Source organism: Blautia sp. MSJ-9, from assembly GCF_018919065.1.
Lineage (GTDB): Bacteria > Bacillota > Clostridia > Lachnospirales > Lachnospiraceae > Blautia_A.
In genome coordinates this window covers 76,738-96,507 of sequence record NZ_JAHLQG010000046.1, presented here as the reverse complement: position 1 = coordinate 96,507, position 19,770 = coordinate 76,738, and the positions used below count along the sequence as shown (strand labels likewise).

The window sequence follows — 19,770 nt, the reverse complement described above, 5'->3', positions numbered from 1 at the left end:
TAGTAAGACGTTGTATCTTGATCCATCAATATCCCATTTTTTATCATAATCAAATCCTTCTGCTGATATTTTCATCAATGCAGTATTGGCAAATTGCTAAGTTAATGACATTGGTTCACAGGTAATATTCCGCGAGGCGTTTTTTGTGAGCGAAGGTCACCTACAGAACCTGCCACTGGCAGCTTCTTACGGATGCATGGCAACAGAAAACCCGAGACATACCGCGCGAATTTATGCGATTAGCATAAATTCTGTGCATCGCGAAGCGTGTTACTGGGCACGGAGCGAACAGTAACCTATTATATGGAATTAGTTAAAAATATATTGACAAATAGTTGACATTCTAGCGTGAAAATGTTATTATACGGTTAGTATAATTCCATATGGAACATATTAAGTGCTGATACCGTAAGAAACACGGTACAGAAAGAGGGAATCAGGTGAGAAACCTGAGCGATCCGGTCACTGTAACAGAGGAGCAAATCTCAAGAATCCATTGTGCCATAGCATGAGAAGGAGAGAGGAGCGATGAGCCTGGAGCCAGGAAACCTGCTTGGTATGGCGAGGTTAAACTTCCGTGTAAAGTGTAACAACCAACTCCGTTGAATCCGCAGCTTCGGAGTGTTGTCTGCTTTTATTCGAAGGCAGACATTTTTTATGGAATGCGCCTGTTCTTTATGAATTATACATGATTAAATGGCAGGCGATACTACTTCGGATTTATTCGTTCCCTCCGCGCACTCATGAACGGATTTTTTTCTACCCCGGAGTAGCGTCGCTCCCTCTTATTTATGTAGCTATTATGTAGAGTTAAGAATACTGTAATGAATGTTCAATACTTTGTTAATTGGAAAGTGATTGATGATTCATTAGAGTATTTTTTTATATAAGAGGAATTATGTCGCTGAAGTAGTCAATCCTGTAGGCAGGATTTTTTTGAAACAAAGAAATTATAAGAAAGAAGGAAGATAAAATGGAGAAACCTTATTGGGAAGGCAAAGAATACTCATATTTCAGTCATAAGAAATGTGAATTTTTTCCGTGTCATAAAAATGCGGATCCGAAGGATTTCAACTGTCTGTTCTGTTACTGCCCTCTGTATGCACTTGGAGAGAATTGTGGAGGAAATTTCAGATATACAGATAAGGGAATAAAGGACTGTACCAATTGCCTGGTTCCACATAAAAGAAAGAATTACGGCTATATAACCGGGAAATATCAGGAATTGGCTGAGATGATGAAGAAGGTAAAGGAAGTTAATCAGAAATAAAGCAGGAAAGTGTCAGATTACCCCAGATAAGAGAGAACGATTCTCATTGTAATATATATTCAGGTCTGTTAGAATAAATGTAACAAAAGAAAAATCTTCAAACAAACAGCGGAAAGCGTTATCCGTGTTATATCTGTAATCTATCTATTAGTCTTGTAATGCATTTCACACATGCAGAACACACTTTTCACACACACAAAAGAAAATGCAGCACAAGCATTTGACCTCCTTTCCTGACAGTGTTTTCATAGCTGGCAGACACAGGCAAATCTTATACATAATGACAACCGTCGGAATGCATGTTCAGCAGTTCGGCGGTTTTTTATGTTATAGGAAATTACTCTGTAATGCTCCAATGACATAAAAAAATCCTATGGGTGGGATTGCACGATGTCTGAGAGGGAGTATGTCGCTGAAGCGCCACATCGCAGGTGGAGAATCCTGCAAGAAGGATTCTTTCTTGAAATAAAAAACATTAAATGATATAATGCTATTATCTTTGAACATCTTAAAGATTAATACAGAGGAGTGCAAATATATGAAAAAAAGAAATATAGCGATGCGGGTTCTTGCGGCAATTTTAACATCGACCGTAATCTGTACATCTCTGCCTGTAATGGGACAGGAATTTTTTGAGTCTGGTACACAGGATACAGCTGAAGAATTTCAGGAGCAACAGTCACAGGAAGATACATTTACCTCAGATAACAAATCTAATGCAGTGGTGTTTTCATCAGAGGAAAGTCAACAGGACTTTCAGGATGGAGAGATATCTGAGGAAGAAACAGACGGAATCCGTTACACTAAAGGCCGTCCACTGACTGCCGAAGAACGTGAGGAAGAGTTAGAACCATTTAGGAACCTGACACCATTAGATCCAGGACCGGAGGTAGAGAGTGATCTGTCTACGGTATATGCTACTTATGGAAGCAGAGCAACATATAAAGAAAAATATGATTTAAGAGAGGATGGTCTGGTTACTTCTGTAAAGGATCAGCATCCATTTGGAACCTGCTGGGCATTTGGAATGGCGGCAGTAATGGAAAATTCTCTGCTTGCACGTGGAATGGGAACATATGATCTGTCAGAGGAACACTTATCCTATTTTTTCTCAAACCGACAGAACGATCCGCTGGGAAATACAGCCAACGATAAGAATACAGTAGCAGGAAATTATCACAATATTGGCGGGAACGATTATCTGGCATCTGTTTTTCTCAGCACCTGGTCCGGAATGACTACAGAGGATGATGTGCCGTTTCCTACAGATTCCTCACATACGCAGGATCTGACTACGGAAATCTCTGCTGATAAAGCATATCATGCAGTTGCTTATCTGAAAGGTGCAATGTTTTCTGATTATGTTGTGAATAAAACGGAAGAGGAGAGAGCGGCATCTATAAATCGAATGAAGTCATGGCTTATGGATGGACATGCCGTATCGATCATGCTTTATATGACTGAGAATTATGTAAATGTGAATACTTCCGCTTATTGTTATCCAACAACATCAAGTTCAAAGGCAATCAACCATATTGTAACGGTAGTTGGATGGGATGATACTTTTGAAGCATCTAATTTTCAGGAAGCCTCTAAGGTAACAAATGATGGTGCCTGGATCATAAAGAACAGTTGGGGAGAGAACAAAGGAGATGATGGATACTACTATCTCTCTTATGATGACCCGAATATCAGCAATTTAGTGGCTGTAAATGCAGTAACTGTATCAGAACAGAAATATAAGAATAATTATTTTTATGACGGTTCGTCAGCAATTTCATCTATTACCATACAGCCAAAGCAGTCGGTATCTGCCATTTATACAGCGAATGCAGGTAATGGAAAACAGGAGGCACTTGGGGAAGTAAATGTAGTTTCCATGAGTGATAATGCTTCTTATAAGATTCAGGTATACACAGATCTTACAGATCCTTCCAATCCGGAAAGCGGTACTGCAGCGTATGCGCAGCCGCATGAATTTGAGCAGGATATTGCAGGAGTGCGTACGATTGCAATTCCGGAAGTGACTCTGCGCCAGGGCAGCTGTTATTCGGTGGTGATCACAAATAATGGAAGTAATAACATTAAATTTGGTGTTGAGGCCAGCACAAGTTACTCTGCTTCCGGAGGCGGTAAATGGTTTATTGCGACTGCTGGAATTGAGCAGAATCAGACATTTTTTAAAGGAGCATCTGACGGTGCTGCATGGACTGACGGTCGGACGAAAGGATGGTCTGTAAGGATTAAAGCCCACACAAGAACTCTGAACCAGTCATGGACACCGGATACACCCGTATTTCAGGTGAAAGCGTATAACAGTGGATACAATCAGGTCTCATGGAGCAAAGTTTCCAATGCAACAGGCTATTATGTATACAGAAAACCGTCATCAGGCGGCAGTTGGACAAAGATTGCAACAGTAAAGAACTCTGTATCAAAGTACAAGGACAGTAAAGTTACTGCGAATGCTTCTTATCGATATACAGTCCGGGCATATTATCAGGCAAGTGGGAAAACTTACACAAGCAAGTACACCACCGGATCTGTGATCAAGGCGGCTCCTGCACTGCAGCAAGTATCTTCTGTCAAATCCGAAAAGAATGGCATCCGTGTTCGCTGGTCTACGCAGAAGAAATGTGACGGATATTATATTTACAGGAAGAAAAAAGGCGGATCTTATCAATTGATCAAGAAAATTTCCAACAGAAATACTGCAACATATCTGGACAAAAAAGCCCAAAAGGGTGTATCATACTACTATGCTGTAAAAGCGTATGTAAAAGAACCTTATGGAAATACATACAGTAAATATAAGAGTTCATCTGTTATAAAAAGAAAATGACAAACAGTGAAGGAATGAGATTATGAAGAAAAAGTTGGGAACAATAGCAGCGGTGTTGCTATGCTTTATCTTGGCAGCTGTCAGTGCTTATGCGGATGATGGCAGAGAGCAGGATCCAGATTACGTTACAGATTACTATATGACAGTGCAGAGTGCAGACGGTGGTGTAAACATTTATGCGGAAGCTGACCCGGAGAGTAATGTACTGAATGATAATCTGATCGTCAATGGAACTGCGATTCATGTTCAGGGGGAAAAAGACGGCACAGACAATAAAGAATGGGCATACAGTGAATACCATGGAATGAATGGATATATTCCGATGGATGATCTGGCACCGGTTACCAGAGCCGAAGCGATTAACAAAGAATTTCAGACATTTGGCGGCGAAGATGTGGATTTTCAGGTGAAGATTCAGAGTGACAGTGGAAATGCCCCCGTATATAACGGACCGGGAGAGAAGTATGGCGAGATCAGCGGTGGAATTGCGGATGGTACAACTGTACATATTTCCAAGTATATAAAGGGAGAAGATGGAATAAACTGGGGAAAAGCTGATACAGATGGTGAAGAATCTGTATGGGTGAATCTGGATCGCGATACGGATTATGTAAGCGATACAGAGCAGACTTCTCCACAGGAATCTAAAGATGGGAAAGCTGTCGCAGAAGTGACCCCAACACCGGAAGCAACCCCAACTCCAGAAGTAACTCCAACTCCAGAGGTGACCCCAACACCGGAAGTAACTCCGACTCCAGAGGCGACACCGACACCGGAGGCAACTCCAACTGAAGAGGCAACCCCGACCCCGGAAGCGACACCGACAGAGGAAGTAACGCCGACAACAGAGCCAACTCCGGAAGAGAAGAAAGAGGAAATGGATAAGAAGCCAGAGTCAGGTAGTGATGATTCTAAGAAGACATCAGGAAAGAATGTGAAATCTGATTCAGGCATGAGAAATCCGGTAATCTGGATCAGTGGCATTGGAATCATTATTATCATAATTTTACTCATCTATTTTCTGAGAAAGAAAAAATAAAATAAGACATTAAAAGAGCAGCTCACCGAAATGGTGAAGCTGCTCTTTTTGGAAAAATGTGTGTGTATAATTGAGACATTCTGAGGAAACCTCGAATAGTCTTAATTAACAATAACGTTAACTTGTGTGTGCAATTATAGTTTACAATCTTTTGTTGAATTAATCAAGTTAAAATTTTGTAGAAAATGATATATTTTTGTGTTACGTATCACAGTTCACTTCATGTCCGGTAAGAGACAACCGGTGGATTGGATATACACAGACTTTGGTCTTGCATAACGTTGACAGGACACGTATAATAGGAAAAAGCAATACTCGAGGGTGAGGTAAAGAGAGAATGAAAATAACCGAAGAATTGTTGAATGAAATGAAAATTAAGGACGAAAATTTTTCCGATGGCCTGATCAAGCTGGATGGTGATTATATAAGAATACCCAAAGGACATCTTCACGGAATGATGGAACTGCTCCCGTGGACAGAGGATGAAATCTGGAAGATGATTCCGGAAGGAGATTCCCCTCTGTTCTGGCTTGTTGAAAAGACCGGATGTGTTCTCACGGATTATAATAACTCCATAGGGATGAAAATGACACCTGCCCAGCAGCAGGTGTTTGATGCAATGCGAGCACATGGTTTCCTTACAGATGATTATTATGATCTTACGAAGCAGAGAGAGAAAGCCAGAAGAGAGCAGATGGATAAAGAAGAACAAGCTTCTGAATAAGTTTCGGATAATATGGCAGAGCAGAAAGTTAAGTCTGCTGCTCAGAAGTATTCACGCAGACAGGTCAGAATTCCAAGCTTAAGTTCTTCAAAAGTGTATTCCGTGCGGCCTCGGAAATAGTAGACAACCTGTTCGCAGATCCCGTCTGCAAAAATTTCGGTTTTCATCTGGAACCATGGCGTCGGGTTATGATTTACATCCGGGATCGACTGGATCTTAACTGCGATCTCCCGGCGGAATTTACGCAGGAAATACATAGGTGATTCAGAAGTGAGGATCTGTCTGTACAGGTTCTCATTTTTGTGTATAAGATCTAATAATTCTTCTGTAAATGTGAGAAGTTCTTCTCTGTTTCTAGGACTGTTCTGCATGACATCACTCATCAGTGACTGTTCCATTTCGGCAGCAATATCATAAATATCACTGTAATGCAGATAAAAAGTAGAACGGTTGATGTTGGCACGCCTGACCAGTTCAGTTACAGTGATCTTATCTAAGTCTCCTTTTTCTTTAACTATTTCTGCAAAGGCGGTACGAATTGCTGTCTTTGTCTTAACAGAAGACTGGTTCTTGTCTTTTATTTTCATGTAAATCTGAAATCCTTTCTTAAAATCTTAAATGCAGGGAAATCCCGTGCTGTTTTTTATTAGCATTGTAAAAGAAATAAAAGATTAACCCAATAAAAAACATTAGCCAATGAAGCAAGTATCCTGTTTGCTTGCAGATATGCGTTTGAATCACCATTCAGACGTACAGAAATCTCAGAACATTTATTAAGCCAGAGGGGCATACCCCAGAGGAAAATAAAAGTTCTGAGATTTTTTGTTATATAGTTTTTACCAGATGTCCGGGAATGGAAAATATTAACAGAAAAATAATTTCAAAAAGAAATAAGAATGTTGTTTTTACAACATACTTAAAACGAAATATCCGATATACTTTGCCATGTAATCAAGAGAACACAAACAGTTAACATAGAAACCAATCATTCACAGGAGGGAAACTCATGATAAGACAGATTATACACATTGACGAAGAGCGATGCAATGGATGCGGTTTATGTGCCAACGCCTGTCAGGAAGGAGCCATCGGCATCGTAGACGGAAGAGCAAAGCTGTTACGCGACGACTATTGCGACGGGTTAGGCAACTGCCTGCCGGTATGTCCGACAAATGCAATTTCATTTATCAAAAGAGAAGCAGCAGCCTTTGACGAGGCCGCAGTAGAAGCAAACATGAAAGCAAATGCAGAAAGCGAGAATGGAGCAGGAACAACAAATACAAGATTAGCAGGAAATCATATATCAGCAGGCGTAACAGAAGCCGGCACTGCAGAACCAAAACAAGGCATTGGAAAGAGTTTCACAGGATGTCCGGGAAGTATGGCGAAGAAGATTCTCAGAGCACCACATAAAGAAGAAAGAACTTACACGCAGCTCAATACTTCGGTAGAATCCGAACTGCGCCAGTGGCCAGTACAGATCAAATTAGTACCAGTCAATGCACCATATTTCGATGGAGCCCATCTTCTGATCGCAGCAGACTGCACCGCATACGCCTATGCAGACTTCCATCAGGAATTCATCCGCAACCGAATCACCCTGATCGGATGTCCGAAACTGGACGAGGGCGATTACAGCGAGAAACTGACCGAAATCATACGCCAGAACGATATCAAGAGTGTGACTATCGTAAGAATGGAAGTCCCATGTTGCGGCGGTCTCGCCAGAGCAGCGGAAACAGCCCTGAAAAACAGTGGAAAATTCATTCCATGGCAGGTAAAAGTCATCTCTACAGACGGTCAGATTGTGGACAATATGTAAATGATAGTAAAGATTAAAGATATTACTCAGGAGCTTACCAAAATCAGGCAGGCAAAGAAGTAAATGATTTTATCGAGAATGATTCTAAAACCATAAGAAGAAAAGAATGATATAGCATAAAGGAGATAAAAAAATGGAAAAACAGATGTTTTGTTTTCAGTGTGAACAGACCGCAGGATGTAGCGGATGTACAGGAAAAGCAGGAGTATGCGGAAAGACCGCAGACACAGCAGGACTTCAGGATGAACTGACAGGAGCTCTCATCGGCCTTGCCCGCGCTTGCGCAAATAACGAAAGAAAAGAAACCACAGACCGCATTATCATCGAGGGACTTTTTACTACAGTTACAAACGTGGCATTTGACGATGAATCCATCCGTGCAATGATCAATAAAGTAAATGCAGAGAAAAGAAAAATCGTCCCTGACTGCGCAGCCTGCACCTCCAGATGTGGAACCACCGACAACTATGATATGAACCGTATGTGGAATGCCAACGAAGACATCCGCTCCCTCAAATCCCTGATCCTCTTCGGCATCAGAGGAATGGCCGCTTATGCCTACCATGCAATGGTTCTCGGCTACAAAGAACAGGAAGTAAATGATTTCTTCTACAAAGCATTATTTGTACTTGCAGAAGACTGGGGAATGGAAGAACTCCTCCCTGTAGTTATGGAAGTAGGAAAAGTAAACTTAAGCTGCATGGCACTCCTTGACAAAGCCAATACCGAAACATTTGGCATCCCCGCACCGGTAACTGTACCTCTCAAAGTAGAAAAAGGCCCATTCATTGTAGTAACAGGCCATGACCTTTACGACCTGAAACTCCTTCTCCAGCAGACAGAAGGAAAAGGAATCAATATTTACACACACGGCGAAATGCTCCCTGCACACGCATACCCGGAACTGAAGAAATACCCGCACCTCAAAGGTAACTTCGGCACCGCATGGCAGAACCAGCAGAAAGAATTTGACAACATTCCTGCACCGATCCTCTACACGACCAACTGCCTCATGCCACCGAAAGCAAGCTACAAAGACCGTGTATTTACCACAGAAATGGTATCATTCCCGGAAGTCATCCACATCGATGATGAGAAAGATTTCACCCCGGTGATCGAGAAAGCCCTGGAACTCGGCGGCTATGCAGAAGACACCCAGTTCACAGGAATCAATGGTGGAACCGAAGTCATGACAGGCTTCGCCCACGGAACCGTACTTGGCGTAGCAGACAAAGTGATCGAAGCTGTCAAATCCGGTGACATCCGTCACTTCTTCCTGGTAGGCGGATGCGACGGTGCACGCAAAGGCAGAAACTATTACACTGATTTCGTAAAACAGACCCCGGACGATACTATCATCCTTACCCTTGCTTGCGGAAAATATCGCTTCAACGACCTCGACCTCGGAACCATCGGCGGTCTTCCGAGGATCATGGACATGGGTCAGTGCAATGACGCCTACAGCGCGATCAAAGTAGCAGTAGCTCTGGCAGAAGCATTTAACTGCAGCGTAAACGAACTGCCATTAAGCATGATCCTCTCCTGGTATGAGCAGAAAGCAGTCTGCATCCTCCTCACCCTGCTCCACTTAGGAATCAAAGACATCCGCTTGGGCCCGACACTCCCGGCATTCATCTCCCCGAATGTCCTGAACTACCTGGCAGAAAACTACAACATTGCTCCTGTAACAACACCGGAAGAAGACCTCAAAACAATCTTAGGATAAAAAATCCAAACTTGACAATGCAGTACCTCCAAATGTATAATAATTACCAATAAGCAACAGTCAATTGATAAACGCCAAATGCAATGACAGGGAGGAGTACACAGCTCTGAGAAGCACAGAGAGAAAGCGGTCGGTGCGAGCTTTCATGAACAAGCTGTAGAAGTAGCCCTCGAGCAGTGAACCCAACAGTATATCCAGACATACCCAGTAGGCTTCAACGTCAGTTCCACGTTACAGGAACACAGTATATCAGTACTGACAAAGTGCAGAGAAAAACTCTGAAAACAGGTGGTACCGCGGAAAACATTTTCGCCCTGGGCAAACAGCCCGGGGCGTTTTTTATACCGCTATATTTTGGATACTTACAGAATAAGTCGCAGGCAAAATTCTGATTTAACCTGTTTTTCAATTGTTAATGTATAGCTCGGAAATAAATTTCCGAGCGTCCCTATACAAAAAGGAGGTCCCATACATGAAACAGATATCCGGCAACAAACTCTTAGTCAAAGCCTTAAAAGAAGAAGGCGTAGAATACCTCTTCGGTTACCCTGGTGCCTGTACCATCGACATCAGCGATGAACTCTATAAACAGGATGACGTAAAAATCATCCTCCCGCGTCATGAGCAGGCCCTTGTCCATGAAGCAGATGCTTACGCAAGAACCACTGGAAAAGTCGGTGTATGTCTCGTAACCAGCGGTCCTGGAGCAACCAACCTCGTAACAGGCCTCGCAACAGCCAACTACGACAGCGTCCCTCTCGTATGCTTCACAGGCCAGGTAGCCCGTCATCTGATCGGAAACGACGCATTCCAGGAAGTAGACATCGTAGGTATCACCCGCAGTATCACCAAATATGGAGTAACTGTCCGCAGACGTGAAGACCTTGGCCGTATTATCAAAGAAGCATTCTACATTGCCCGCACCGGCCGTCCGGGTCCGGTCCTCATTGACCTTCCAAAAGACGTCATGGCAGAACTTGGCAGTGCAGAATACCCGAAAAATGTAAACATCCGTGGTTACAAACCAAACACAGACGTTCATATCGGTCAGCTCAAACGTGCTCTCAAGCTTTTACATAAAGCAAAACGCCCGTTATTCCTTGCTGGTGGCGGTGTTGTAATTTCCCGCGCTTACGAAGTTTTTCGTGAAGTAGTAGAGAAAACCAATGTCCCTGTTGTAACAACCGTAATGGGAAAAGGTGCGATTCCGACAGATCATCCGCTTTTCATCGGAAACCTCGGTATGCATGGAGCCTATGCAGCAAACATGGCAGTCAGCAACTGCGACGTGCTTTTCTCTATCGGAACCAGATTCAATGACCGAATCACCGGAAAACTCCACGAGTTTGCACCACATGCACAGATTGTCCATATCGATATCGATACAGCATCCATTTCCAGAAACATTCAGGTGGATATTCCGATTGTTGCAGATGCAAAAGAAGCCATCACAAAGATGAACGAATATGTACAGGAATGCTCCACAGGTAAATGGCTTAGTCAGATTAAGGCATGGAAAGAAGAACATCCGCTTAAGATGCGTCCGAACGATGTTTTAAGCCCAATGGACATCCTGAAAGAAATCAATGAGCAGTTTGATAACAGTATCATCGTCACGGACGTAGGCCAGCACCAGATGCTCGTTTCCCAGTATGCAGAAGTTACGGAAGGCAAGCAGATGATCATGTCCGGTGGTCTTGGAACCATGGGATACGGACTCCCTGGCGGTATTGGAGCCAAGATCGGAAATCCTGACAGACCGGTTATCGTAATCTCCGGTGACGGCGGTGTTCAGATGAATATTCAGGAACTTGCAACAGCAGTTCTTGAAGAACTTCCGGTAATCCTCTGTATCTTTAATAATGAATATCTCGGAATGGTACGTCAGTGGCAGAAACTTTTCTATGGCAAACGTTACGCCATGACAAACCTTCGTGCCGGAGCACTTTCCCGCCGTACAGAAGGCATGGAGTATCCGCAGTACACACCGGATTTCATCAAACTTGCAGAGAGCTACAGAGCAAAAGGAATCCGTGTTACAAAGAAAGAAGAAATCGCAGTAGCTTTCGAAGAAGCCAAGAAGAATACAAAAGCACCTACAGTAATTGAATTTATCATTGACCCTGAGGAAATGGTTTACCCGATGATCAAACCAGGCGGAACTCTGGAAGATATGATCATGGATTGTTAAGCAGGAGGTTAGAGCATTATGGATAAAGGAATGAAAAAAAGATGGATTTCTCTCTATGTTGAGAACCAGGTAGGTGTTCTGTCAAAGATTTCCGGACTTTTTTCCGGAAAAAGCTACAACCTTGACAGCCTCACAGTAGGAACTACAGAAGACCCGACAGTTTCCCGAATGACTATTGCTACAGTCAGCGATGATGAAACATTCGAGCAGATCAAGAAACAGTTAAACCGTATGATCGAAGTCATCAAAGTCATTGACTTTACAGATGTCTTTGTCCGTATGAAAGAGATTCTGTACATCAAAGTTTTCAACTGTTCCAAAGAAGACAAAGTGGAACTTTTCCAGATCGCAGAGACTTTCAAAGCGAAAGTCATCGACTATGGCAAAGACAGCCTGCTTCTTGAATTCGTTCAGACAGCAACTAAGAATGATGCAGTTGTAAAACTTATTAAAGAAGAATTCCACAGAATTGAAGTTGTCCGCGGCGGTAGTGTAGGAATTGAATCTATCAGTATGATGGAAAGATAAATAGAAAATCATATGATAATGGCGTAAATCAAAGTTATTCGATTTACGCCATTTGTTATTAAAGAAATCTTTCTGCTTCAATTACGAAAAGAAATAAACTGCAAAGCAAATGACCTTATCCATCTGCCATCTGCTATTTAAAGATGATCAGACATTCTTCAGATTGTTTGGTTTTTGGGTCAAATACATATGCAGTCAGAGAACAATTCTTTTGGGTTACTTTAAAAGTTCCACCGTCTGGAATCCAGGTGCCCATACTATTGCTGGTTTTGGGACTTGTAATATAACGGACTCCGCTGAGTTCCCATCTGCCCTTTGTTTTGATCTGTAATTTAAGTTCTTTATTCTTATATTTTTCGTAACTTAATGTGTATGTTGAGTCTTTTTTGAATTTGGAAGCCAGACTCAGAGAACCAATCTTAAGTGTAGATAATGGATTTACATATTTCCTTACGGTTGTTTTCTGTTTATAAGTATTATTGTTGACCTTATAGGAAAGTGTTACAGTTCCTGTTTTTTTGGCTCGCATATAGCGGATTGTGTAAGTACCAAGAGCAGCAGCGGTTTTATGCTGTACTTTACGTGGGATAAGGCTTACAACAGAAATATTGGATGTTTTATAGCCGGTTACGCCCTGATCCATAAGAATATCTGTATTAAATGGAGTTTCATTGGCGATGGCATAGGCTTTTTTCCATGGATCATAAATTTTGGAATTAGCTGAATACAAAGTCAGTACCTGATCAGGTCTGAAAATTGTCTGCGCCTGAACTCCTACAGCAGACAGCATAACCATAATGATGGTAAGAACTATAGGTAAAAAGCGTTTGAAGTGTTTTTTCATACTGAAAATCCTCCTTTTATGAAATGTAATAATATTATTATATATAGTCGGTAAAACATTATCAAGGTTTCCGACACACAAAAATAAAAAGTTAAGATATTCATGCTTATTTTATTTTCTGCGACACAATAGATACAGGCGAGCAAAAAGATTAAGTAGCCAGAAGGTATCACGGAATGCTATAATGTTGACATTCAACAGATACAGACATGACAGAGTTCAAGTCAACACTGATCAAATAATACTGATTGAAAGGAATTAATAGATATGGCAAAAAAGAAAATTTATGCGGTAAGAAAGGGCCATAAAACAGGTTTGTTCAATACCTGGGCGGAGTGTCAGAAAGCAACGGCGGGATATTCAGGTGCAGAATTTAAGAGTTTTACAGATAAAGAAGAAGCAATTGCATTTTTGGAGATGAAAACAGTTAAGACTGTATCCGGAGATAAAGACAAAGAAGCAGCTGGAATTGTAGAAGTCCCTGAAAATATGGTAATTGCATATGTAGATGGAAGCTTCGAGAAGAGTATTGGCAGATATGCATTTGGATGTGTGATCCTCACGCCAGACGGTCAGGAAATTCGAAGATCAGGCAGCGGAAGTGATCCTGCAGGAGTTGCGATCCGAAATGTAGCAGGAGAGATGCTTGGTGCCATGAATGCTGTGAAATGGGCCAGAGAAAATGATTATCCTGCTGTAGAAATCCGCTACGATTATGAGGGTGTAGAGAAATGGGTGACAGGGGTATGGAGAGCTAAGACACCACTTACCAGCAAATACGCTGCTCATATGCAGGAGGCAGGAAATAAAATCCGGATTTCTTTCTGTAAAATAGCTGCTCATACCGGAAACCACTACAACGAAGAAGCTGATCAGCTTGCAAAGAGTGCATTGCTTCGCACGGACGAAGAAGTAAGTATATAAAATAGCGCCGTTGGGCAAAGGGAGGGGCAGTTTCATAAAAAAGTAAAAATAGTATAGAAATTAATCGAATAAACAAAAGATAATAGAAGAAAACAATAAAAATATGTGATACACTAGAGCATGTTTGAAAAAGATCTTCTGCAACATGTGCGTCACAATTTGTGGGAGATTTTATTCGGATGAGGGCATCGTAGTGGGCTACGATAACCGAAGTGTTGACAGATTAATGGAGAGTGACAATTTATCTGCACATTACTGATTAACGTTGTAATTACATCGGGATAACAAGTGGTTGTTAGCAGTTGATGTAATATGATAAATTACTCTGGGAAAATAACAACACGGCAGATGATTTACTAATAGAAATATTTATAAATTAGGGAGGGGAATATTACATCAGATGAAAACAAACTATAACAGAACTGTACAGGCCTGCTTCATAGGCTATGTTGTACAGGCAATTGTTAACAACTTTGTTCCGTTACTGTTTCTGACATTCCAGAGCAGTTATGGAATCTCCTTACAGAAGATCACACTTCTGGTAACTTTTAACTTTGGAATTCAGCTTCTGGTAGATCTGGCATCTATTGGATTTGTAGACCGAATTGGTTATCGTGCATCTATGATCATTGCACATGCAATGGCCGCCGCCGGACTGATCATGCTTACCATATTGCCGGAAGTATTCAGTGATCCATTTTTGGGACTTCTTGTGGCAGTTATGATCTATGCGATTGGCGGAGGACTGCTGGAAGTACTGGTAAGTCCTGTCGTAGAGGCATGCCCTACAGATAACAAAGAGAAAGCTATGAGCCTTCTGCATTCTTTCTATTGCTGGGGGCATGTAGGAGTTGTACTTCTGTCTACGCTGTTTTTCAGAATTTTTGGAATTCAGAACTGGAAATATATGGCACTTGTGTGGGCGCTGATTCCAATTGCAAATGGTCTCCTTTTTTCGAGGATACCAATCGCACCGCTTCTGGATGAAGGCGAAGAAGGTTTGACAATGGCAGAGCTTTTTAAGAAAAAAATCTTCTGGGTTCTGATGTTAATGATGCTCTGTGCAGGAGCCAGCGAGCAGGCAGTCAGCCAGTGGGCATCTACACTTGCAGAGAAGAGTTTCGGCATAAACAAAACCATCGGAGATTTGGCAGGACCTATGGCATTTGCAATCCTTATGGGAAGTTCCAGAGCCTTTTATGGAAAATTTGGGGATAAGATTAATCTGGAACGCTTCATGCAGTACAGCGCAGTGCTCTGTATGATTTCCTATCTGATGATTGCATTCATTCCGGTTCCTGCACTTGGAATCCTCGGTTGCGCAGTTTGCGGTTTATCCGTCGGAATCATGTGGCCTGGTACTTTCAGTATGGCAGCAGCATCCGTAAAGAGAGGCGGAACAGCATTATTTGCCCTCCTCGCTTTGGCAGGAGACGTAGGCTGTTCCTCCGGACCGACTTATGTAGGAATGATCTCAGGTGCATTAAAGGACAACCTCAAAATGGGAATCTTCGCAGCCCTTGTTTTTCCGATACTGATGATCGTAGGAATTAAAATAATCACGGGATTGAGAAAAAACTCATAGGTTTATGAAAAAGAATATTGTAAACTATTTCGAACTTTGCTAAAATACGAAGAAGTGAGCCTATGGAGGAGAAAGAAATGAGTGAATGGATAAGAAACATAAACTGGAAATATGTTATTGTCATGTGTATCGGGAATATTATATTAGGATTGGGAATCGCAATATTTAAGTTTTCCGGACTGGGAAATGACCCTTTCAGTGGGATGGTAATGGCGCTGTCTGCCAGAGTTGGAATTGAATATGCGGTTTTTCTGATCATGCTTAATATAATTATTTTTATAGTAGAATTTATTCTGGGAAGAAAGCTGATTGGAATTGGAACCTTTTTCAATGCATTGTTGCTGGGATATGTGGTCACATTTTTTTATGATGCAATTGTTTCAGTGGCAGGAGAACCAGGACAGATGGTGCAGAGAATTCTGAGCGTATGTGTCGGTGTAATTGTGACAAGCCTTGGTGTGTCTATGTATCAGCTGCCTGATCAGGGGGTTGCACCTTATGACAGTATGTCACTGATTATGACAGAGAGACTGAAAAAAGTTCCATATTTCTGGAACAGGGTAGCGACAGATGCTTTATGCGCACTGATCTGCTGGCTGGCAGGTGGAATTGTAGGACTGGGAACATTAGTCAGTGCATTTGGCCTGGGACCGTTTGTACAGTTCTTTGATACACACTTCACTTCAAAATTGCTGGAGAAGATCGGAAAGTAGAGTAAAAAATGAATTAAATGGGAAGATTTTCTTATAGATTCCAAAAGACTGTCATAGCAGATACACAGTATAAAACGTGTAGTGCTGTGGCAGTCTTTTTATACGGGAAGATTCTATTATAAATATTTAATTGATACTAATATCGCCGTTATCGGATTGAATGCTCAGATGATCCGGGGCAGAAGAGTCATTTCCTTCAAATGTACTTTCATCATCTGTGGAAACAAGCTTTCCGTTCAGTTTATCCGGAACATCAATATCACCCAGTTTCGTATCCAGATCCAGAGTCAGACCGGAGAGATTGTTTTCCGGAATGGTAAGGTTAACATCCCCCATTTTGGAAGTGATCTGGCAGTTATTGTAAAAAGAAACGGCAGTTCCGGTTACATCGCCCTCAGACAGTGAGAGTGTGCTGTCTGTAAAGTTGGAAGAATCAATATCCAGGTCGCCCATGGAAGCATCGAAATTCATGCTGGTGAAAGTACTGTCTGATATGGAAATTTGATTTGGTTAATTGCACATATGACATGCTTCACACGCAGATGGTGTAGTAGCACATCCTCCCATTGCAGTTTCACGCAGTTCAGCAGGAAGTTTCTTGCCGACTGTAAACATTGTCTGGATCATTTCATCCAGCGGAATCAGCTGCGGGATTCCGGCGAGAGCCATTTCTGCAGCAATGATAGCATTTGCAACACCTGCAGCATTTCTGTTCTGACATGGATATTCCACCAGACCGCCGACCGGATCACACACCAGACCAAGCATGTTCATAAGAACAGTAGATGCAGCAAAAGTACATTCCTTCGGTGTGCCTCCCATTAGTTCTACAGCAGCAGAAGCTGCCATAGCAGAAGCAACCCCGACCTCGGCCTGGCATCCGCCTACAGCACCTGCGACCGTTGCATTTCGCATTGCCAGATAACCGATAGCACTTGCATTAAATAATGCCTGAATGATCTTTGCATCAGAGAAATGATAATGTTCCTGCATTGCCAGCATCAGTCCCGGTACGATTCCGGCAGAACCGGCAGTCGGAGATGCCACGATCAGCCCCATGGATGCGTTGGTTTCCAGAGTTGCCATTGCATAAGTGATTGCTTTCTGGAGCAGATCTCCACAGAGTCCTTTTTTCTCCTGAGCGTGGAGACTCAGCTTTCTGGCTTCGCCGCCGATCAGACCGCCCATAGATTTTACAGGCTGTTTGATAGGAGAAAATGCGGCATCTTTCATAATTTCCAGTACCCGTGTCATTTTTTCATTTACAGTCTCAGCAGCTGTTTCGCCAAGCTCAATTTCACGGACACGCATAACCTCTGAGATAGGAAGATTTTTTTCTTCACAGAGCGTTAAGAGTTCATTTGCATTTTTAAAATCCATGATAAAAATCCTCCTTTCTTTACATCTGTACGATCATAACTTCATGAATATTTTGGTTCTCACGGATAGCAGGAACGATGTTTTCAGGAAGTTTACCGTCAGATTCTACGATCGTATAGGCGATATCGCCCTTGCCTTCACGGAAGAGACGCATAAATGCAATATTGATATTGCGGTCACTCAGGCATTTGGTAATGTAAGCCACAACGCCCGGAGTATCCTGATGAATTACGATCACTGCACTGTATTCGCCGGTAAAGTCTACCTGCACATGGTTGATCTCTACGATACGGACCTTGCCGCCACCCAGGGATTCACCGCGCACAGTCATTTTCTGGCCTTTTTCATTTTCCATGCAGATGTCTACGGTATTTGGATGAATATCTGTTTCCTGCTCATTCGGAGTGAATGAAAATTCCAGACCCTTTTCATGAGCAATATCAAAAGAATTTCGGATACGCATATCGTCGGTAGAGAATCCCATGATACCGCCCAGCAGGGCATGGTCAGTACCATGACCACGGTAAGTCTTGGCAAAGGAGCCGTACAGGATGAAGTCGGCTCTTTTTAATGGGCCTTCGATCATTTTCTGGGCAAGATAGGAAATACGCGCCGCACCTGCGGTATGTGAACTGGAAGGACCGATCATATTCGGACCCATTACATCAAATGCACTGATAAATGACATATTGTTTGTTCTCCTGTTATTTGAATTATTAAATCATGTAAACTTGGAATCAGGCAAGCTTCACATTTGAGTGTGAATGCCTGCCTGATTTACAGGAAACGGCATATCAGCATTCCTGCATAATTTTTATTATTCTGCTTCGGCAACTGTAGAAGCAGCATCGGACTTTAAGATAAATTTCTTATAAATAGTATCAACGATCACGCCGATAGCATTGTCACCGGAAATATTACATGCAGTTCCGAAAGAGTCCTGAGTAATATACAGGGCTACCATGATAGCACAGATCGCACCATCCGGATCACCTGCCTCAGCACCGAATACCATGTAAAGGAACGGCAGAGCAGTCATGATGGAACCACCAGGAGCACCAGGGGAAGCAACCATTGCAATACCAAGAGTCATAATAAACGGGATAACTGTTCCGAGGCTGATCGGAAGCTGGTTCATGAGACAGACAGCAGTTGCACAGGCTGTAATTGTGATCATGGAACCTGCCATATGGATGTTCGCACAGAGCGGAACAACAAAGTTACGGATCTGTTCGCAGACACCGTCTGCTTCTGCACACTGAAGGTTAACCGGGATTGTTGCAGCAGAGGACTGAGTGCCAAGTGCTGTAGCATATCCAGGAATCTGATTTTTGATCAGAGTGAAAGGATTCTTCTTGCTGACTGCGCCTGCGATGCAGAACTGGATGAAAATGCAGATCAGGTGCATCAGGATAACAACCAGGAATACTTTCCAGAGAATACCAAGGATGGCAAAAGTTTTGCCGGAGATGGTCATATCTGTAAAAGTTCCGCAGATGTACAGTGGCAGCAGTGGGATGATGATTGTGTGAAGGACTTTGTCAATGATTTTGGAGAAATCATTCACACCATTGTATAAGCTGTTTCCGATTTCTTTTCCACGCATGGATGACAGGCATAATCCCAGGATAAATGCCAGCACAACAGCGGAAAGTGTATCCATAACCGGCTGCAGGGAAATGGAGAAAAATGGCTCCAGGGATACATCAGCAGTAGCTGCGATCTGATCCAGAGCACCCGCGCTCATGAAACTTGGAAACAGATTGGAAGCTACCAGGAATGAGGAAGAACCTGCGATCAGAGTGGAACCGTAAGCAAGGATAACAGTGATCAGAAGCAGCTTACCGGCACCCTGTGACAGGTCCGCAATACCCATAGTTACATAAGCAAGGATCATCATAGGAATGACAAACTTCAGGAATGTGCTGAAAAATCCGGATAAAGTTACGACAAAACGGCAGAAGCCTTCCGGAAGAAACTGACCAAACAGGATACCAAGGATGATCGCAATGATCAGCTTCGGGACAAGCCCTAATTTAAAACTTTTTTTCTTCATAGAAATCTTTTCCTCTCAACGTGTTTTTTATACTTTCCTAAAAAGTGTACTGTTCAGAAGTTGAGTCAGAGGAGTAAATGCAGTGAACAGTATGAGTGATCATCTGGTTATATTATGACCCGCGCT

Annotated in this window: 17 protein-coding genes, 1 pseudogene, 1 riboswitch and 1 other annotated feature; of the genes and pseudogenes, 12 read left to right on the top strand and 6 right to left on the bottom strand. The window is 42.5% G+C overall.

Annotated elements, in window-relative coordinates:
* Positions 1-378: 378 nt before the first annotated feature.
* Positions 379-571: riboswitch (cobalamin riboswitch) on the top strand.
* Between the two features lie 402 nt (positions 572-973).
* The 4 genes from KQI87_RS13390 (at position 974) to KQI87_RS13375 (ending at position 5,875) form a co-directional block, all read left to right on the top strand.
* Positions 974-1,270, top strand: a complete 297-nt coding sequence (locus KQI87_RS13390) for a cysteine-rich small domain-containing protein (protein WP_216460570.1) — start codon at positions 974-976, stop codon at positions 1,268-1,270.
* A 538-nt stretch (positions 1,271-1,808) separates the two neighbouring features.
* The gene (locus KQI87_RS13385; protein ID WP_253292525.1) at positions 1,809-4,112 is read left to right on the top strand and encodes a C1 family peptidase; all 2,304 of its coding nucleotides are present in this window, start codon (positions 1,809-1,811) and stop codon (positions 4,110-4,112) included.
* 22 nt (positions 4,113-4,134) lie between these two features.
* Positions 4,135-5,151, top strand: a complete 1,017-nt coding sequence (locus tag KQI87_RS13380) for a hypothetical protein (RefSeq protein WP_216460569.1) — start codon at positions 4,135-4,137, stop codon at positions 5,149-5,151.
* 337 nt (positions 5,152-5,488) lie between these two features.
* Entirely contained in the window at positions 5,489-5,875 is a 387-nt protein-coding gene (locus KQI87_RS13375; RefSeq protein WP_216460568.1) for a hypothetical protein, read from the top strand.
* A gap of 41 nt (positions 5,876-5,916) precedes the next feature.
* Here KQI87_RS13375 and KQI87_RS13370 read toward each other — a convergent pair whose 3' ends face one another.
* Positions 5,917-6,462 (bottom strand): TetR/AcrR family transcriptional regulator, encoded by a 546-nt coding sequence (locus KQI87_RS13370; protein WP_216460567.1) that lies wholly within the window; start codon positions 6,460-6,462, stop codon positions 5,917-5,919.
* A gap of 419 nt (positions 6,463-6,881) precedes the next feature.
* Between KQI87_RS13370 and KQI87_RS13365 the strand changes: the two genes are divergently transcribed.
* The 4 genes from KQI87_RS13365 (at position 6,882) to ilvN (ending at position 12,142) form a co-directional block, all read left to right on the top strand.
* Positions 6,882-7,697: an ATP-binding protein gene (locus KQI87_RS13365; protein ID WP_216460566.1), complete on the top strand. Its 816-nt coding sequence runs from the start codon at positions 6,882-6,884 to the stop codon at positions 7,695-7,697.
* Between the two features lie 133 nt (positions 7,698-7,830).
* Entirely contained in the window at positions 7,831-9,423 is a 1,593-nt protein-coding gene (gene hcp / locus KQI87_RS13360; RefSeq protein WP_216460565.1) for a hydroxylamine reductase, read from the top strand.
* A gap of 74 nt (positions 9,424-9,497) precedes the next feature.
* Positions 9,498-9,743: a binding site (T-box leader), on the top strand.
* A gap of 152 nt (positions 9,744-9,895) precedes the next feature.
* Positions 9,896-11,614 carry a biosynthetic-type acetolactate synthase large subunit gene (gene ilvB, locus KQI87_RS13355; RefSeq protein WP_216460564.1) on the top strand — a complete coding sequence of 573 codons (1,719 nt, stop codon included), beginning with the start codon at positions 9,896-9,898 and terminating at the stop codon, positions 11,612-11,614.
* 18 nt (positions 11,615-11,632) lie between these two features.
* Positions 11,633-12,142 carry an acetolactate synthase small subunit gene (ilvN, locus tag KQI87_RS13350; protein WP_022381366.1) on the top strand — a complete coding sequence of 170 codons (510 nt, stop codon included), beginning with the start codon at positions 11,633-11,635 and terminating at the stop codon, positions 12,140-12,142.
* A 133-nt stretch (positions 12,143-12,275) separates the two neighbouring features.
* Here the strand turns inward: ilvN and KQI87_RS13345 are convergent, their stop codons facing one another.
* The gene (locus KQI87_RS13345) at positions 12,276-12,986 is read right to left on the bottom strand and encodes a hypothetical protein (protein ID WP_216460563.1); all 711 of its coding nucleotides are present in this window, start codon (positions 12,984-12,986) and stop codon (positions 12,276-12,278) included.
* A gap of 267 nt (positions 12,987-13,253) precedes the next feature.
* Here KQI87_RS13345 and KQI87_RS13340 point away from each other — a divergent pair, with 267 nt between their 5' ends.
* From KQI87_RS13340 to KQI87_RS13330, 4 genes and pseudogenes are all read left to right on the top strand, one after another.
* Positions 13,254-13,910, top strand: coding sequence for a ribonuclease H1 domain-containing protein (locus tag KQI87_RS13340; protein ID WP_216460562.1), 657 nt, complete (start codon positions 13,254-13,256; stop codon positions 13,908-13,910).
* A 163-nt stretch (positions 13,911-14,073) separates the two neighbouring features.
* Positions 14,074-14,169: pseudogene (locus KQI87_RS17600) on the top strand (hypothetical protein); the annotation flags it as partial.
* Positions 14,170-14,310: 141 nt separating this feature from the next.
* Positions 14,311-15,495, top strand: coding sequence for an MFS transporter (locus tag KQI87_RS13335; RefSeq protein WP_216460561.1), 1,185 nt, complete (start codon positions 14,311-14,313; stop codon positions 15,493-15,495).
* Between the two features lie 77 nt (positions 15,496-15,572).
* On the top strand, positions 15,573-16,208 hold the full coding sequence (locus KQI87_RS13330; RefSeq protein WP_216460560.1) for a YczE/YyaS/YitT family protein: 636 nt from the start codon (positions 15,573-15,575) through the stop codon (positions 16,206-16,208).
* A 126-nt stretch (positions 16,209-16,334) separates the two neighbouring features.
* Here the strand turns inward: KQI87_RS13330 and KQI87_RS13325 are convergent, their stop codons facing one another.
* From KQI87_RS13325 to KQI87_RS13310, 4 genes are all read right to left on the bottom strand, one after another.
* A complete protein-coding gene (locus KQI87_RS13325; protein WP_330655862.1) occupies positions 16,335-16,703 on the bottom strand; it encodes a DUF4097 family beta strand repeat-containing protein in 369 nt (122 codons plus the stop codon).
* Positions 16,704-16,718: 15 nt separating this feature from the next.
* The gene (gene sdaAA, locus KQI87_RS13320; protein ID WP_216460558.1) at positions 16,719-17,588 is read right to left on the bottom strand and encodes an L-serine ammonia-lyase, iron-sulfur-dependent, subunit alpha; all 870 of its coding nucleotides are present in this window, start codon (positions 17,586-17,588) and stop codon (positions 16,719-16,721) included.
* 19 nt (positions 17,589-17,607) lie between these two features.
* Entirely contained in the window at positions 17,608-18,276 is a 669-nt protein-coding gene (gene sdaAB, locus KQI87_RS13315; RefSeq protein WP_216460557.1) for an L-serine ammonia-lyase, iron-sulfur-dependent subunit beta, read from the bottom strand.
* 129 nt (positions 18,277-18,405) lie between these two features.
* Entirely contained in the window at positions 18,406-19,644 is a 1,239-nt protein-coding gene (locus KQI87_RS13310) for a dicarboxylate/amino acid:cation symporter (RefSeq protein ID WP_216460556.1), read from the bottom strand.
* Positions 19,645-19,770 lie beyond the last annotated feature (126 nt).

What these genes read in the sequence shown, in the direction of transcription:
- sdaAA (WP_216460558.1), bottom strand. Translation starts at nt 17,588, where the DNA reads ATGGATTTTAAAAATGCAAATGAACTCTTAACGCTCTGTGAAGAAAAA.
- KQI87_RS13310 (WP_216460556.1), bottom strand. Translation starts at nt 19,644, where the DNA reads ATGAAGAAAAAAAGTTTTAAATTAGGGCTTGTCCCGAAGCTGATCATT.
- KQI87_RS13335 (WP_216460561.1), top strand. Translation starts at nt 14,311, where the DNA reads ATGAAAACAAACTATAACAGAACTGTACAGGCCTGCTTCATAGGCTAT.
- KQI87_RS13375 (WP_216460568.1), top strand. Translation starts at nt 5,489, where the DNA reads ATGAAAATAACCGAAGAATTGTTGAATGAAATGAAAATTAAGGACGAA.
- KQI87_RS13330 (WP_216460560.1), top strand. Translation starts at nt 15,573, where the DNA reads ATGAGTGAATGGATAAGAAACATAAACTGGAAATATGTTATTGTCATG.
- KQI87_RS13385 (WP_253292525.1), top strand. Translation starts at nt 1,809, where the DNA reads ATGAAAAAAAGAAATATAGCGATGCGGGTTCTTGCGGCAATTTTAACA.
- KQI87_RS13370 (WP_216460567.1), bottom strand. Translation starts at nt 6,462, where the DNA reads ATGAAAATAAAAGACAAGAACCAGTCTTCTGTTAAGACAAAGACAGCA.
- KQI87_RS13380 (WP_216460569.1), top strand. Translation starts at nt 4,135, where the DNA reads ATGAAGAAAAAGTTGGGAACAATAGCAGCGGTGTTGCTATGCTTTATC.
- sdaAB (WP_216460557.1), bottom strand. Translation starts at nt 18,276, where the DNA reads ATGTCATTTATCAGTGCATTTGATGTAATGGGTCCGAATATGATCGGT.
- KQI87_RS13365 (WP_216460566.1), top strand. Translation starts at nt 6,882, where the DNA reads ATGATAAGACAGATTATACACATTGACGAAGAGCGATGCAATGGATGC.
- KQI87_RS13345 (WP_216460563.1), bottom strand. Translation starts at nt 12,986, where the DNA reads ATGAAAAAACACTTCAAACGCTTTTTACCTATAGTTCTTACCATCATT.
- ilvB (WP_216460564.1), top strand. Translation starts at nt 9,896, where the DNA reads ATGAAACAGATATCCGGCAACAAACTCTTAGTCAAAGCCTTAAAAGAA.
- ilvN (WP_022381366.1), top strand. Translation starts at nt 11,633, where the DNA reads ATGGATAAAGGAATGAAAAAAAGATGGATTTCTCTCTATGTTGAGAAC.
- hcp (WP_216460565.1), top strand. Translation starts at nt 7,831, where the DNA reads ATGGAAAAACAGATGTTTTGTTTTCAGTGTGAACAGACCGCAGGATGT.
- KQI87_RS13390 (WP_216460570.1), top strand. Translation starts at nt 974, where the DNA reads ATGGAGAAACCTTATTGGGAAGGCAAAGAATACTCATATTTCAGTCAT.
- KQI87_RS13340 (WP_216460562.1), top strand. Translation starts at nt 13,254, where the DNA reads ATGGCAAAAAAGAAAATTTATGCGGTAAGAAAGGGCCATAAAACAGGT.